This is a genomic window from Pseudomonas sp. 10(2024) (assembly GCF_045164175.1).
Taxonomy (GTDB): domain Bacteria; phylum Pseudomonadota; class Gammaproteobacteria; order Pseudomonadales; family Pseudomonadaceae; genus Aquipseudomonas; species Aquipseudomonas alloputida.
In genome coordinates, this window is the sequence record NZ_CP174006.1 from 3,664,221 (window position 1) to 3,677,216 (window position 12,996).

The 12,996-nt window shown below is 62.2% G+C and carries 16 protein-coding genes and 2 tRNA genes; 6 read left to right on the forward strand and 12 right to left on the reverse strand.

Annotated elements, in window-relative coordinates; translation table 11 throughout:
* Positions 1 to 197: 197 nt before the first annotated feature.
* Both ACI7M0_RS16575 and ACI7M0_RS16580 read left to right on the forward strand, forming a co-directional pair.
* Entirely contained in the window at positions 198 to 503 is a 306-nt protein-coding gene (locus tag ACI7M0_RS16575; protein WP_012052881.1) for a hypothetical protein, read from the forward strand.
* A gap of 162 nt (positions 504 to 665) precedes the next feature.
* Positions 666 to 878, forward strand: coding sequence for a cold-shock protein (locus ACI7M0_RS16580; RefSeq protein ID WP_003250656.1), 213 nt, complete (start codon positions 666 to 668; stop codon positions 876 to 878).
* A 199-nt stretch (positions 879 to 1,077) separates the two neighbouring features.
* Here the strand turns inward: ACI7M0_RS16580 and ACI7M0_RS16585 are convergent, their stop codons facing one another.
* Positions 1,078 to 1,398 (reverse strand): I78 family peptidase inhibitor, encoded by a 321-nt coding sequence (locus ACI7M0_RS16585; RefSeq protein WP_049587634.1) that lies wholly within the window; start codon positions 1,396 to 1,398, stop codon positions 1,078 to 1,080.
* A gap of 274 nt (positions 1,399 to 1,672) precedes the next feature.
* On the opposite strand from ACI7M0_RS16585, the gene ACI7M0_RS16590 reads away from it, so the two are divergent.
* On the forward strand, positions 1,673 to 1,885 hold the full coding sequence (locus ACI7M0_RS16590) for a hypothetical protein (RefSeq protein ID WP_003250649.1): 213 nt from the start codon (positions 1,673 to 1,675) through the stop codon (positions 1,883 to 1,885).
* On the opposite strand, the gene ACI7M0_RS16595 is transcribed toward ACI7M0_RS16590, so the two are convergent.
* The 7 genes from ACI7M0_RS16595 to ACI7M0_RS16625 form a co-directional block, all read right to left on the reverse strand.
* Positions 1,857 to 2,858: a nucleoside hydrolase gene (locus ACI7M0_RS16595; protein WP_129931919.1), complete on the reverse strand. Its 1,002-nt coding sequence runs from the start codon at positions 2,856 to 2,858 to the stop codon at positions 1,857 to 1,859. The genes ACI7M0_RS16590 and ACI7M0_RS16595 overlap by 29 nt on opposite strands.
* Before the next feature lie 64 nt (positions 2,859 to 2,922).
* Entirely contained in the window at positions 2,923 to 3,321 is a 399-nt protein-coding gene (gene rbsD / locus ACI7M0_RS16600) for a D-ribose pyranase (protein ID WP_003250646.1), read from the reverse strand.
* The gene (gene rbsK, locus ACI7M0_RS16605) at positions 3,318 to 4,226 is read right to left on the reverse strand and encodes a ribokinase (protein ID WP_129931918.1); all 909 of its coding nucleotides are present in this window, start codon (positions 4,224 to 4,226) and stop codon (positions 3,318 to 3,320) included. The genes rbsD and rbsK overlap by 4 nt, the downstream gene beginning before the upstream one ends.
* Positions 4,227 to 4,241: 15 nt before the next feature.
* On the reverse strand, positions 4,242 to 5,264 hold the full coding sequence (locus tag ACI7M0_RS16610) for a LacI family DNA-binding transcriptional regulator (RefSeq protein ID WP_104962064.1): 1,023 nt from the start codon (positions 5,262 to 5,264) through the stop codon (positions 4,242 to 4,244).
* 4 nt (positions 5,265 to 5,268) lie between these two features.
* Entirely contained in the window at positions 5,269 to 6,264 is a 996-nt protein-coding gene (locus ACI7M0_RS16615) for an ABC transporter permease (protein ID WP_129931917.1), read from the reverse strand.
* Complete coding sequence (locus tag ACI7M0_RS16620) at positions 6,261 to 7,814, reverse strand: sugar ABC transporter ATP-binding protein (RefSeq protein ID WP_104962066.1); 1,554 nt, start codon at positions 7,812 to 7,814, stop codon at positions 6,261 to 6,263. The genes ACI7M0_RS16615 and ACI7M0_RS16620 overlap by 4 nt, the downstream gene beginning before the upstream one ends.
* A gap of 20 nt (positions 7,815 to 7,834) precedes the next feature.
* On the reverse strand, positions 7,835 to 8,794 hold the full coding sequence (locus tag ACI7M0_RS16625) for a sugar ABC transporter substrate-binding protein (protein ID WP_129931916.1): 960 nt from the start codon (positions 8,792 to 8,794) through the stop codon (positions 7,835 to 7,837).
* Positions 8,795 to 9,161: 367 nt separating this feature from the next.
* Between ACI7M0_RS16625 and ACI7M0_RS16630 the strand changes: the two genes are divergently transcribed.
* From ACI7M0_RS16630 to ACI7M0_RS16640, 3 genes are all read left to right on the forward strand, one after another.
* Entirely contained in the window at positions 9,162 to 10,250 is a 1,089-nt protein-coding gene (locus ACI7M0_RS16630; protein WP_010953400.1) for an asparaginase, read from the forward strand.
* Positions 10,251 to 10,465: 215 nt separating this feature from the next.
* Entirely contained in the window at positions 10,466 to 10,708 is a 243-nt protein-coding gene (locus ACI7M0_RS16635; protein WP_129931915.1) for a DUF1654 domain-containing protein, read from the forward strand.
* A gap of 6 nt (positions 10,709 to 10,714) precedes the next feature.
* Positions 10,715 to 11,407 (forward strand): endonuclease, encoded by a 693-nt coding sequence (locus ACI7M0_RS16640; RefSeq protein WP_129931914.1) that lies wholly within the window; start codon positions 10,715 to 10,717, stop codon positions 11,405 to 11,407.
* 3 nt (positions 11,408 to 11,410) lie between these two features.
* Here the strand turns inward: ACI7M0_RS16640 and ACI7M0_RS16645 are convergent, their stop codons facing one another.
* The 4 genes from ACI7M0_RS16645 to ACI7M0_RS16660 all read right to left on the reverse strand — a co-directional run bounded on the left by ACI7M0_RS16645 (position 11,411) and on the right by ACI7M0_RS16660 (position 12,960).
* A complete protein-coding gene (locus tag ACI7M0_RS16645; protein WP_010953397.1) occupies positions 11,411 to 11,836 on the reverse strand; it encodes a hypothetical protein in 426 nt (141 codons plus the stop codon).
* Between the two features lie 98 nt (positions 11,837 to 11,934).
* Positions 11,935 to 12,504, reverse strand: a complete 570-nt coding sequence (locus tag ACI7M0_RS16650; protein ID WP_014591568.1) for an SPOR domain-containing protein — start codon at positions 12,502 to 12,504, stop codon at positions 11,935 to 11,937.
* A 131-nt stretch (positions 12,505 to 12,635) separates the two neighbouring features.
* Positions 12,636 to 12,712: transfer RNA gene (locus tag ACI7M0_RS16655), tRNA-Val, on the reverse strand.
* 171 nt (positions 12,713 to 12,883) lie between these two features.
* A tRNA-Val gene (locus ACI7M0_RS16660) sits at positions 12,884 to 12,960 on the reverse strand.
* Between the last annotated feature and the right edge of the window lie 36 nt (positions 12,961 to 12,996).

The following is a 12,996-nucleotide window of genomic DNA, read 5'->3' on the forward strand; positions in this document are numbered from 1 at the left end:
AGTGACTGGAAAGAAAAAAGATAGCTGCAGCCGGCAACAGCGCGACTGCAAGCCGAGCATGCTAGCACGCGGGTTGCACCCCAGGCAGAAATATTTGGAAATTGCACCGCAGCGGTGAACTAACGCGGAAAAATACCGCTCAGACTTTGGGAAGCAACCTACTCTTGATGAGACCTTAACCCAAGGAGTAACTGGTGATGCGAGTTCCGTCTCTTCTGGCCCTGGCGGCCGCTGGCGCCCTGCTGCTGCCCGTGGCTGCGAACGCCGGCAACTTCCCAGCCGGGAAGGAGGCCGCCTACATGACCCAGTGCACGCAAGTGGCCAGCGGCCAGGGCGTTGACGCTGCCACCGCGAAAAAACACTGCGACTGTGGCGCGCAAGCCATCAAAAAGAATTTCACCGACGCCGAGATTGCCGACCTCGACAGCAAGGACGGCGTTGACGCCAAGCTGATGCAGAAGGCGCAGTCGGTGGTGAAACAGGCCTGCGCACCGAAGAGCTGAAACCTTAAAGCCGGTGATGGCCAGCCATTCTTTGAGCTGGATCAATATCCTGCGAAGGTAAAAGGCGCTAGATGCGCAGAATTAGACTATGATGTATCCCGTGCTCCGTAGCCTCGGCCGCATTGCACCACTGAAAAAACTAAATGTTCTGGAGATTCACCCATGTCCAATCGCCAACAAGGCACCGTCAAATGGTTCAATGATGAGAAAGGCTACGGCTTCATCACCCCAGCAGGCGGCGGCGACGACCTGTTCGTACACTTCAAAGCCATCGAATCTGACGGCTTCAAGAGCCTGAAAGAAGGCCAGACTGTTTCCTTCGTCGCCGAGCGCGGCCAGAAGGGCATGCAGGCTGCACAGGTTCGTCCGGAGTAATTCGGATAGCTGTAAAAAAACCCGCCCTTGTGGCGGGTTTTTTTATGGGTGATGCATCATCTGAAGGGGCGGGATTGCCTGCGAAACAGACTTTAGGGTGAATGGCACGGGCTTCGCCCGTGTTCGCGGGTGAACCCGCTCCTACAGGCGACCGCGCAGGCTTTTCACATTTTGCGCAAGGCAGTTGCCCCCGCGTGCATCAACCGCAGTTGACGCGGGTTACCCTGCCCTGCTCGTCCACGTTCAGGTTCAGGCGCTCGGAGCGGTACTCCAGGGTGACCACGTCGTGCGGCTTGAGAATGCGCGCCATCTGCGAGCCGCTGGCCTTGCGTGCCTGCTCCAGCAATTCGGCGCTGGCCTGCTTGCCCATGGCAAAGTCGGCACCACTGGCTTCGCAGCGGCCATCGTTGCCCGCTGACGCGGCCGGCGCACCACCGCCATCAGCATTGCCACCAGTGCTGCAACCCGCCAGGACAGCAGCCACAGCCAGAGTTGCCAGGTAAGCACGGGTACGAAACATGAAGCCTCCTAAATCGGTCCGGGAACTGCCTGATCCGACAGCTCCGCTCATCATTTGTTGCAAAACCGGTCAAGTCTGCCTGAACTGCAGCAGCGAGGCGAAAAGCAATCGTGACCGGATTTTGCACAACGTGCTGTGTTTGCCATATGCTTAGCCCGCACGGTCACCGGCGCAAAGCCATGATTTGCTGCAAGAAGTGGAGCGCATCCCGCCTCCATCGAACACCAGGGTCAGGTGTTCCTCCTTCGTTCCGGGCCCCTAGCGAGAGCTTTTCATGAGCACCCACAGCATCGATGCCGATATCAAGGTCAAATGGGCCGAGGGCCAGAGCGCGTACAGCCCTGGCACACCGGAAGAGTTGCTGCTGATCGCCATCGACCTGTTGGTGCGCGACAACGGTGCCGAGGCGGCACGCAGCTTCATCGACCAGGTGTTCGAGCGCTACGCGCCGCACGCGGCTATTCCAATCGCGCCAGACGGGCACTGAGCAGGTCGAACAGCCCCTGGGCATCACCCTGCTCCACCCACAGCACATTCGCCGGCCGCTTGAGCACACCGTACCAGTCTGCAATTGTCTGGCCGAAAGTGGGCCCTTCGCGGCTGTCGATGCTCATGTGGATACGCCGGCCGCTGAACAGCTCGGGCTTTAACAGGTAAGCGATGACGCTGGCGTCGTGCACAGGGCCGCCAGGTATGCCATACACGTCCATGTCGTGGGTGATGTAGGCATTGAGGATATCCACCACGCGCTTGCTGGCCTGGTTGTTCACGGCTGCCAGTTGCTTGAGGCGGGCGTTACTGGTCAGCAGCTTGTGCGTGACATCCAACGGCAGGTAGGTCAGCTGCACGCCGCTGGCCAGCACCACTTCGGCGGCGTGCGGGTCGGCGTAGAGGTTGAACTCCGCCACCGGGGTGATGTTGCCGCCGTTGAAATGCGCTCCCCCCATGACCACCACCTCCTTGATGCCTTTGACGATGCTCGGGCGCTGGATCAGCGCCAGGGCCAGGTTGGTCTGCGGGCCGAGCATGGCGACAGTGATGCTGTGCGGTTTGGCTGCGCCGAGGGTATCGACCAGGTATTGCACGGCATTGCCCTGGGCCAGGGGCGCTTTCGGCTCGTGCACCTGTACGCCGGTGAGGCCTTCTTCGCCATGAACGTCGGCGGCGTAGATCGGCGTGCGCACCAATGGGCGGCCGGCACCAGCGTACACCGGGATGTCTTCACGCCCCGCCCATTCGCGGGCCAGGCGGGCATTGCGCGAGGTCTTGTCCAGGCGAACGTTGCCGGCCACGGTGGTGATGGCGCGGATACTGAGTTCGTTGGGCGAAGCCATGGCCAGAAACAGCGCGACCACGTCGTCCGCGCCGGGATCGGTGTCGATGATCAGGTCGATGGGCGCGGCCTGGAGGGTGGAGGCTGTGGCCATGAAGACGACTCCTTGTAGCAGGGACTTGAGCATGGATGGCACTCCTGTTGCCTATGAATCATGCGTTTACACAGCCCGGCGTCCTCTGTGGAAGCGGCTAGAAGGTGACGCCGGAGATGAGGGCAATGTTGCTGTAGGGCTGGCACTCGCCTGTACGCACCACCGCACGGGCACTGCGCGACAGCACTTTGAAATCCTCATGGGTCAACCATTCGCGCTTGCCCAGCTTGCCCTTCAGTCGCTCGATTTCGACCAGCGCAGGTGGCACCACTTTCTGCATTTCTTCAGCCAGCACGTGCCGCTCAACCTGCAATTCGCTCAGCACCACCCGCAGCACGCTGGCGAAGTCCGGCAGGCCAGGCGTAATGGCCAGGTCGATCAGCTCGACACCCGGCGGCACCGGCAGCCCGGCATCGCCGATCACCAGGATATCGCCATGCCCCATGCCGGCAATGACTCGCGACAGGGCAACGTTCAACAGCGGGGTTTTCTTCATGGCGTCAGCTCCGCCAGGTAGGGAATCGACGGTTGGGCACCGGCACGGGTAACCGACAATGCTGCAGCACGCTGGCCAAAGGCGATCGCCTTTCCCTCCTCCAGCCCACGCACCAGGCCGGCAGCAAAGCCACCGATGAAGGTATCGCCGGCAGCGGTGGTGTCCAGCGGTTGCACGTGCGGCGCCGGATAGTGCTGATGGCCTTGGGCAGTAACCAGCAAGGCACCTTGCGCACCCAAGGTGATGATCACTTTGCCTGCCCCCAGCTGCAGCAAGCGCTCGCCTGCGCGCCGGGCACTGTCCTGGTCGGTCACCGCCACACCGGTCAAGGCTTCGGCCTCACTTTCGTTAGGGGTAAGGTAATCGATATGCGCAAACCAGTCCGCTGGCAAGGGGCCGGTAGCGGGTGCTGGGTTCAGGATCACCTGCTTGCCCAGCTCGTGCCCTCTGGCCAGTGTCCAGGCCACGGTGCTGGCTGGCACTTCCAACTGGCAGATGATTACCTCGGCAGCCTGCAGCAACGCATCGAAGCGCCGCACCGACTGCGGCGTCAGCAGGCCGTTGGCGCCGGGAATGATGACAATACAGTTCTGGCTGGCAGCATCCACCGTGATCAGCGCCACACCGCTGGACGTGCCCGGGCAGGTGCTGACGCCCTGACAGTCGATCCCCTCGACATACAAGGCCCGGTGCAGCTGCCGACCGTAGTCGTCATCCCCTACATTGCCGATCATCGCCACGCTGCCGCCCAGCCGCGCCACTGCGACCGCCTGGTTGGCACCCTTGCCGCCCGGCACCGTGAAAAAGCTATCGCCGGGGAGTGTCTCGCCGGCCCGTGGCAGGCGCTGGGCGCGGACCACCAGGTCCATGTTGAGGCTGCCAACCACCACAACCTTGGCATTCATGACGTTTCCTTAGCGTTAGCGGTAATCATTGAACAGGTCCGGACGCGGCCCGGTGGACTCACGCAAGACGATACGCGGGGCGACAATGCGCTGCTCCGCCGCGCCTTGCCGGGGCGTAGCGATACGCGTCAGCAGCAACGAGGCAGCGCTCTCGCCCAGCTCGCGGATCGACTGGCCCACGGTGGTCAGTGGTGGGTACACGTAGCGGCTGAGCTCGATGTCATCGAAGCCGATCACCGACAGCTCGCCGGGTACGCTGATATTGCGTTCGGCTGCAGCGCGCAGCACACCAAAGCCGATCATGTCGTTGCCGGCAAAAATCGCCGAGGGCCGCTTGCCTTCCAGCACCTGCGCCGCCGCTGCATGGCCACCCGGGCTGGTGAAGTCGCAGTGCAGTACACGGCTGCCCGGCACGGGCGCACCGGCTTCGGCCATGGCACGGCGGAAGCCGCTCAGGCGCAGCTGGGTAACCCCGGTTTCGGCGGGGCCGCCGATATAGGCGACGTCGCGATGGCCAAGCTCCAGCAGATGCCGGGTGGCCAGATACGCCCCCTGCTCGTGGTCAATGCGCACCAGGTCGGCATCGACGCCTTCCAGCTCACGGTCGACGATGACCATTGGCGTGCGCACACTGGCCAGGCTTTGCAGCAGGTCGTCGTCCTGGCCCACCGAGGCCACTACCAGGCCGTCGATGCGCTTTTCCAGCAGCACGCGCAGGTAGCTGCGCTGCTTCTGCGGGTTGTCGTCGGAGTTGCACAGGATCACGCAATAGCCGTTGCGCTCGCAGGCGTCTTCGATACCCCGCGCCAGCTCGGCGAAGTACGGGTTGACGCTGTTGGGCACCAACAGGCCGATGGTGGCCGTGCTGCGCGCTTTCAGCGAGCGCGCCACCGCACTGGGCACGTAATCCAGTTCGATGATGGCGGCTTCCACTTTCAGCCGCACCTGCTCGCTGACCGGACGGGTCTTGTTGAGTACATGGGACACGGTGGTGTAGGAAATACCCGCCAGTGCCGCGACGTCTTTGATGGTTGCCATGTTGTCAGTTCCGCCGGCCTGCGCGCCGGCTACGGTAAGTGTCGAGCACCACGGCGATGACGATCACCGCCCCGGTGATGATGCGTTTGGTCGGCTCGCTGGCACCGATCTGCGCCAGCCCGGCGGCCAATACGGAAATGATCAGTACGCCAAAGAAGGTGCTGATGACCGAGCCACGCCCACCCATCAGGCTGGTGCCGCCGATCACGACGGCGGCAATGACCTGCAGCTCCAGGCCAGAGCCGGCATTGGGGTCGGCCGCTTCCAGCCGCGAGATCTGGAACAGCGCGGCCAGGCCGGCGAGCAGGCCCATCAGGGCGAACACCAGCACTTTGTAGGGGCGCGGATCGATACCGGCCAGGCGCACGGCCTCTTCGTTGGTGCCGATACCGATCAGGTAACGACCGAACACCGTGCGCGTCAGGACCAACTGGGCGAGCACGATCACCAGCAAGGCGATGATGAACGCTGGCGAAACACCAAAGTCGACCGGGTTGGAGAACCAGGCATAGGCGTCGCCGATATAGGCGGTGCGCGAGTCGGTGAACTGGTAGGCCAGGCCACGGGCCATCTCCAGCACACCAAGCGAAACGATGAACGACGGGATACGCCAGGCCACGGTGACGCCACCGGTAATGCTGCCGGCCAATGCGGCCACAGCCATGCCCAGCAGCGCCGAGGGCAGCACGCCCCAGCCCCAGCCGAGTATCGCCACGCTCACCGTCGAGGCGGCCAGCGCCAGCACCGAGCCCACCGACAGATCGATGCCGCCGATGATCAGCACGAAGGTCATGCCCACCGCCAGCACCATCAGGTCCGGGATCTGGTTGGCCAGCGTGCTGAAGGTGCCATACGACCAGAAGTGGCTGCTGAGGAACGAGAACAGCACGATCATCGCCAGCAAGGCGCCAGCCAGGCCCAGGTAGGTGCCCAGGCCAAAGTACGTACCGCTGCGGCGCACAGGGGCGGCGTCCTGGTTGTTGAGCGGGGTGGTTTTCATGCATCCATCCTGGGGGCTGCATCATGCAGCAGTGCGTCACGTTTCTGGTAACCGGCGAAGGCGGCGGCAAGCAACTGGTCCTGGCTCCAATGATCACGCGCGAAGGTGTCGATCAGGCGGCCGGCGGACAGCACGGCGATGCGGTCGCAAATCAGCATCAGTTCGCGCAGGTCACTGGATACCACCACCAAGGCCTTGCCTTGGCGCGCCAGCTCGGCCAGCAGGCCATAAATGTCGAACTTGGCGCCCACATCGATGCCACGCGTGGGTTCGTCGAACAGCAGCACCTGGCAATCGCGCTCCAGCCAGCGGCCGATCACCACCTTCTGCTGGTTACCGCCAGACAGCTCGCCCACCACTTGCTGCGCGCCAGCACTGCGAATGCGCATGGCCTGGATCTGGCGTTCGGCCAAGGCCTTTTCCGCTTCGCCATCGAGCACACCGGCGCGCGATACCGCGCCCAGGTTGCCCAACGCAATGTTGGCGCTGATCGATTGCGTCAACAGCAGGCCCTCGCCTTTGCGGTCTTCGGTTATCAGCGCGATACCGGCACGCACTGCAGCCTTGGGCGAGTCGATGTTTACCGCCTGCGGCGGCTGGCCCAGCGCGATACCGCCGCTGTCGGCGCGATCGGCACCGTAGATCAGGCGCAGCAGCTCGGTACGGCCGGCGCCGATCAGGCCGGAGATGCCAAAAATCTCCCCTGCCCTGACTTCGAACGACACCTCGCGCACCTTGTCGCCGCGGCACAGCTTGTCGACCTTGAGCAGCGGTGCCCCCATCTGCCGTCGGCCCAGGTCAATATGCTCGCCCAGCTCGCGGCCGACCATCAGGTTGACCAGCTCGGCGCTGCTGTAGCGCTGGATCGGCTCGTCGCACACCAGCTTGCCATCGCGCAGTACAACGATGCGCTGGGCCACACGCTGCAACTCTTCCAGGCGATGCGAGATATAGACGATGGCCACGCCGCGGGCGCGCAGGCGCTCGATCTGGGTGAACAGCAAGGCCACCTCGCGCGCAGTGAGCATGGCAGTGGGCTCGTCCAGGATCAGCACATGGCAGTCACCGATCAGGTTGCGGGCAATCTCGACCATTTGCTGATGGCCGATGCCCAGTTCGCCGACAGGGGTGTCCGGGTCGATGGCGTCGAGCCCGACCCGAGCCATCGCAGCCGTTGCCAGCTGGCGCAAGCGCTTGTGGCTGATCCAGCCGAAGCGGCTGGGCAGGTTGTCGAGAAACAGGTTTTCCGCCACGGTCAGCGTCGGCAGCAGGTTCAGCTCCTGCATGACCATGCGCACCCCAAGGCGTTCGGCCTCGCCGCGACTGCCGGGCGCGTAGGCCTGGCCGCGGTAGGTCATGTGCCCGGTGGTGGGCACCTCCAGGCCGCTGATGAGCTTGGACAACGTACTCTTGCCCGCGCCGTTCTCGCCGGTCAGGGCCAGCACTTCGCCGGCGCGCAGGCTCAAGCTGACCTCGCCAAGTACGGGCTGGGCGTAGGTCTTGCCCAGGCCGCTGGCGGCAAGCACCACTTCATTGGCCGATGCAGGCATGGCCGATTCTCCTGGCAGCATCAGGGCTTCTTGGTGATGAGTTCGACCGGGGTCTGGATGACGTTGTCGGCATCCACATCAGGCTTTTCGCCCTTGACCATTTTCAGCGCCGCCTGAATGCCATACACCGCCTGCTGGCTGGCCGCCTGGTCGAGGGTGGCAAGCACCCGACCGTCTTCAAGCATTGGCTTGATGGCATTGATGTTGTCATAGCCCACCACTTGCACCTGGCCGGTCTTGCCAGCGGCACGCACGGCGGACACAGCGCCCAGGGCCATGCTGTCGTTGCCGGCCAGCAAGGCCTTCAGGTCGGGGTACTCGTTGAGCATGGAGGCGGCGACGGCGTTGCCTTTGTCGATCTCCCAATTGCCGCTTTGCACCGAGACGATTTTCATCTGCGCGGCGTCCATGGCGTCCTTGAAGCCGGCGGTGCGCTGCTGGGCATTGGTGGTGGTCGACACGCCTTCGATAATGCCCACCTGGTCGCCGGCCTTGAGCTTCTGGCTGGCCAGGTAATCGCCAACCAGGCGCGCGCCCTTGCGGTTGTCGGGGCCGACGAAGGGAACGCTGATGCCTTTGCTCTTTAGCAGATCAGGGTCCAGACGGTTGTCGATGTTGATCACCACCACGCCCTGGTCCATGGCCTTCTTCACCGCCGACACAAGCGCCTTGGAATCAGCCGGGGCAATCACCAGCGCTTTGGCGCCGGCATTGACCATCTGCTCGACGATGCGGATCTGCTCGCCAGTGTCGGTCTCGTTCTTGATGCCGTTGGCGATCAGCTCGAACTCGTCGGCGTGGGTTTTCTGGTAGTCCTTGGCGCCGTCTTCCATGGTGCGGAAGAACTCGTTGGCCAGCGACTTCATGACAAGGGCGACCTTAGGCTTGTCTTCAGCGTGGGCGGCAGACAATGGCAAGGTGAGGCTAAGCGAGGAAATGACAGCGAGGGCCAGCAGACGGCCGGGGAACGGCAGCTTCATGAACGATGACTCCGAATCTTGTGTTTTTTGTCGGATCGCAAACGTTTGCGTTGACCAACTATGGTAACAGGACCGTTGTTTGTCAAATCCGTTTGGCTTTCGGAGGTCAAAGTGCTGCTGGGGCCGATTATGCAGTCTTTTCCGAAAAACCGAACACCTTTTCCTTTATTTGTTCGGAATTACGAATGCAATGCCGCCTTTGGCAGGCGCGGCTCGGTGCAACATCACACATTGTCGGGGCTGCTACACAGCCCATTGCAACGCAAGGCCGCTCCAACCCGGGCAACGCGTGGTGCCTTGGTACGAAAAATGCCTATAGCCCTGCGCGACTCAATAACTAACTCACTAGGAAGAGAGAACAATAACGATGAATGCCGCACTGAAAACCTTCGCCCCCAGCGCACTCGCCCTGCTGCTGATCCTGCCATCCAGCGCCTCGGCCAAAGAAGCCGAAACCCAACAGAAGCTGGCCAATGTGGTCATCCTCGCCACCGGCGGCACCATTGCCGGCGCCGGTGCCAGCGCTGCCAACAGCGCCACTTACCAGGCTGCCAAGTTGGGCGTCGACAAGCTCATCGCCGGCGTACCGGAACTGGCCGACATCGCCAACGTACGCGGCGAGCAAGTGATGCAGATCGCCTCCGAGAGCATCAGCAATGACGACCTGCTGAAGCTGGGCAAGCGCGTCGCCGAGCTGGCCGAAAGCAAGGACGTGGACGGCATCGTCATCACCCACGGCACCGATACCCTCGAAGAAACCGCCTTCTTCCTCAACCTGGTAGAGAAGACCGACAAGCCAATCGTGGTGGTCGGCTCGATGCGTCCGGGTACCGCCATGTCCGCCGACGGCATGCTCAACCTGTACAACGCCGTGGCCGTAGCCAGCGACAAGCAGTCGCGTGGCAAGGGCGTGCTGGTGACCATGAACGACGAGATCCAGTCCGGCCGCGATGTAAGCAAGGCGGTCAACATCAAGACCGAAGCCTTCAAGAGCGCCTGGGGCCCGATGGGCATGGTGGTGGAAGGCAAATCGTACTGGTTCCGCCTGCCGGCCAAGCGCCATACGGTCAATTCCGAGTTCGATATCAAGCAGATCAGCAGCCTGCCGCAGGTGGACATTGCCTATGGCTATGGCAACGTCACCGACACCGCCTACAAGGCGCTGGCACAGAACGGCGCCAAGGCGCTGATCCATGCCGGTACCGGCAACGGTTCGGTATCGTCGCGGGTAGTCCCGGCGCTGCAAGAACTGCGCAAGAACGGCGTGCAGATCATCCGCTCGTCGCATGTCAACCAGGGTGGTTTCGTACTGCGTAATGCCGAACAGCCGGATGACAAGAACGACTGGGTCGTGGCTCACGACCTGAACCCGCAAAAAGCGCGGATCCTGGCGATGGTGGCAATGACCAAGACCCAGGACAGCAAAGAGCTGCAGCGGATCTTCTGGGAGTACTGAGTGCTTCCCCCTCAGGGCCGGTGCGCCGGCTCTGAGGGCCTCGTTGCCAATTCCTCAACCGCATAGACACAGAGGTTACAAACCGGCGACATCGTTTACCTTTCTGACCGGCCTCATGGTTTACAGGCCAACGCTGGATTTCTCCTGACAAGCTGTTGCGAATTTACTTACAGTGAAATACTGTATGTGCATACAGCAAAAACAAGGGAATTCCTGTGTCCAGCACCGCCTCCGCCACCCCGAGCAGCTATGAACAGCTGGGTGTACGCATCCAGAAGATCATCAACAGCCCCACCGCCCAGCACAGCCGTGCGGCGCTGATCTTCCGCCTGGAACAGGAAAGCCCGGATGACTGGGAAACCCTGCTTCAGGAGATCGCAGAAAACGATAACGTCACCCTCGCCCATCGCGACGATGGCGGTGTGCAGATTTTCTGGACGGTACCGAAGGAAGATTGACTGCGCATGAGAGTTTCGCTTTTCGCAGCAGCCTGCCTGTTACTGACCACTCCGCTTGCTCAAGCCGACGCCCCGCGCACCTTCCAGGAGGCCAAGAAGGTCGCCTGGAAGCTCTACGCACCACAATCGACCGAGTTTTATTGCGGCTGTAAATACAAGGGCAACAAGGTCAACCTGGCGTCTTGCGGCTATACCCCACGCAAGAATGCCCAGCGCGCGTCACGCATCGAGTGGGAGCACATCGTACCCGCCTGGCAGATCGGCCATCAGCGCCAGTGCTGGCAGAGTGGCGGGCGCAAGCAGTGCTCGCAGCATGACGAAGTGTACCAACGTGCCGAAGCCGACCTGCACAACCTGGTGCCCAGCATCGGTGAGGTCAACGGCGACCGCAGCAACTTCAGTTTCGGCTGGCTACCAGAACAACGCGGCCAGTATGGCCGCTGCCTGACCCAGGTCGACTTCAAGGCCAGGAAGGTGATGCCGCGCCCGTCGATCCGCGGCATGATCGCCCGCACCTACTTCTACATGAGCAAGCAGTACAACCTGCGCCTGTCCAAACAGGACCGCCAGCTTTTCGAGGCCTGGAACAAGACCTACCCGCCGCAAGCCTGGGAGCGGCAACGCAACCAACAGGTCGCCTGCGTGATGGGGCGGGGAAACGCGTTCGTGGGGCCGGTCAACCTCAAGGCGTGCGGTTGATCCTCAGGCCAGCGTTTGTAAGTAGGCGCTGGCTTCCCGGTAACGGGCCAGCCGCGCCAGGTCAGCGGGGCCCGGACAGGGGATGCGCGAGAGATCACTGTTGTCGGCCAGATCGGCCAGCTTGACGGTGCGCGCCAGCGGGTCGTCGCCCAGGCGCATCACGAAATCCTGGTAAGGCTCACCCTCGCGGCGACTAAGCGCCAGCAACGCAGCCAGGATTTTCAGCGCGAAACCCTCACGCGCCAGGTCGGACAGGGTCAGCGGGGTGTCTTCGATCACATCGTGAAGCACCGCCACAATCCGCTGTTCAGGTGTGGAAACCCGCATCATCACGCGTAACGGGTGGAGGATATAAGCCGCCCCACCCTTATCGTATTGCCCTTCATGCGCCCTGGCGGCCACGGCAATGGCCCGCTCCAGTGTAGACATGAGGCCCTCCCCGTTTGGCAGCTACCACCCCAAGCATAGCCAAACTTGTGTGAACAGCGCCTGACACAAGCCTTGACTGCGGCGCCACTTTTACTGGCTTAGCGTGCTGCGCCGTGCTGGATGACCACCGAATCGGTACCCAGCTTGGCCATCACTTCGTCCCTGCGCGCCTGCGCTTCTTCACGGGTGGGGAACGGCCCCAGCAGCACCACCGGCTTGCCGTCACGGTACTCCACCGAAGACGGGATGCCCTTTTCGATCAGGCGCGCCGTCATGTCGCTGAGCGCGCCCATGTTGGCGCCCTGCACCACTTCCACGTCCCAACCCTGTGGCGCCGGCTGGTCTGCCAGCGCCTCGGCACGGCGCTGCAGGTCGGCTCCGCCGCAGAGCTCACGGATACGCAGGTTGTTGCCGGTATCGTCGACGATGATGTCGTATTGGCCATCGCGCTTGATCGCCACGTAGCTGCGGTAGGCTTCGTACTGCCCTGCATCGTCCTTGCCGCGGACCTGACCGCAGATGGTGCCCTGGGTGTCGATCCGCACGTTGCCGAACTTGGCGGTCTTGGGGTTGTGCAGGTGTTCGGCCACCTGCTTGTGCACGCCTTCGACCTCGTTCTCACAGCCCGCCAGGGCGAGCACTGCCATTACCACAGCCAGTTTGCGCACGCGTGTACCTCCAGATTCGAAGGGGCGGATTCTAGCACGCCGGGGTATGCCCGGACCGCGACCAAACGTTACACGCTGCTTCGGGCGCAAATGCAAAAAGGGCGATCATTTCTGATCGCCCTTTTTCGATTTGGTAGGCACAATTGGACTCGAACCAACGACCCCCACCATGTCAAGGTGGTGCTCTAACCAACTGAGCTATGTGCCTGTCGTGTGGTGCGCATATTAGTGGCCCGATGCGTACCTGTAAAGCTTTTTTTTGAGAAAAATCAAAAACTTTCGAATGCAGGCGCTTCGCGTCCAGACCGCGGTTTTCCGGCACACGCGCAATGGACAATGAAAAAAGGGGTGAGCCTTTCGGATCACCCCTTTTTCGATTTGGTAGGCACAATTGGACTCGAACCAACGACCCCCACCATGTCAAGGTGGTGCTCTAACCAACTGAGCTATGTGCCTGTCGTGTGGTGCGCATTCTACGCATTACAAAAACCC

Coding starts and splice junctions, on each gene's coding strand:
- rbsD (WP_003250646.1), bottom strand. CDS start 3,321: ATGAAGAAAACCCCGCTGTTGAACGTTGCCCTGTCGCGAGTCATTGCC.
- ACI7M0_RS16580 (WP_003250656.1), top strand. CDS start 666: ATGTCCAATCGCCAACAAGGCACCGTCAAATGGTTCAATGATGAGAAA.
- ACI7M0_RS16575 (WP_012052881.1), top strand. CDS start 198: ATGCGAGTTCCGTCTCTTCTGGCCCTGGCGGCCGCTGGCGCCCTGCTG.
- ACI7M0_RS16645 (WP_010953397.1), bottom strand. CDS start 11,836: ATGTCTACACTGGAGCGGGCCATTGCCGTGGCCGCCAGGGCGCATGAA.
- ACI7M0_RS16610 (WP_104962064.1), bottom strand. CDS start 5,264: ATGGCAACCATCAAAGACGTCGCGGCACTGGCGGGTATTTCCTACACC.
- ACI7M0_RS16595 (WP_129931919.1), bottom strand. CDS start 2,858: ATGCTCAAGTCCCTGCTACAAGGAGTCGTCTTCATGGCCACAGCCTCC.
- ACI7M0_RS16630 (WP_010953400.1), top strand. CDS start 9,162: ATGAATGCCGCACTGAAAACCTTCGCCCCCAGCGCACTCGCCCTGCTG.
- ACI7M0_RS16640 (WP_129931914.1), top strand. CDS start 10,715: ATGAGAGTTTCGCTTTTCGCAGCAGCCTGCCTGTTACTGACCACTCCG.
- ACI7M0_RS16615 (WP_129931917.1), bottom strand. CDS start 6,264: ATGAAAACCACCCCGCTCAACAACCAGGACGCCGCCCCTGTGCGCCGC.
- ACI7M0_RS16625 (WP_129931916.1), bottom strand. CDS start 8,794: ATGAAGCTGCCGTTCCCCGGCCGTCTGCTGGCCCTCGCTGTCATTTCC.
- ACI7M0_RS16590 (WP_003250649.1), top strand. CDS start 1,673: ATGAGCACCCACAGCATCGATGCCGATATCAAGGTCAAATGGGCCGAG.
- rbsK (WP_129931918.1), bottom strand. CDS start 4,226: ATGAATGCCAAGGTTGTGGTGGTTGGCAGCCTCAACATGGACCTGGTG.
- ACI7M0_RS16620 (WP_104962066.1), bottom strand. CDS start 7,814: ATGCCTGCATCGGCCAATGAAGTGGTGCTTGCCGCCAGCGGCCTGGGC.
- ACI7M0_RS16585 (WP_049587634.1), bottom strand. CDS start 1,398: ATGTTTCGTACCCGTGCTTACCTGGCAACTCTGGCTGTGGCTGCTGTC.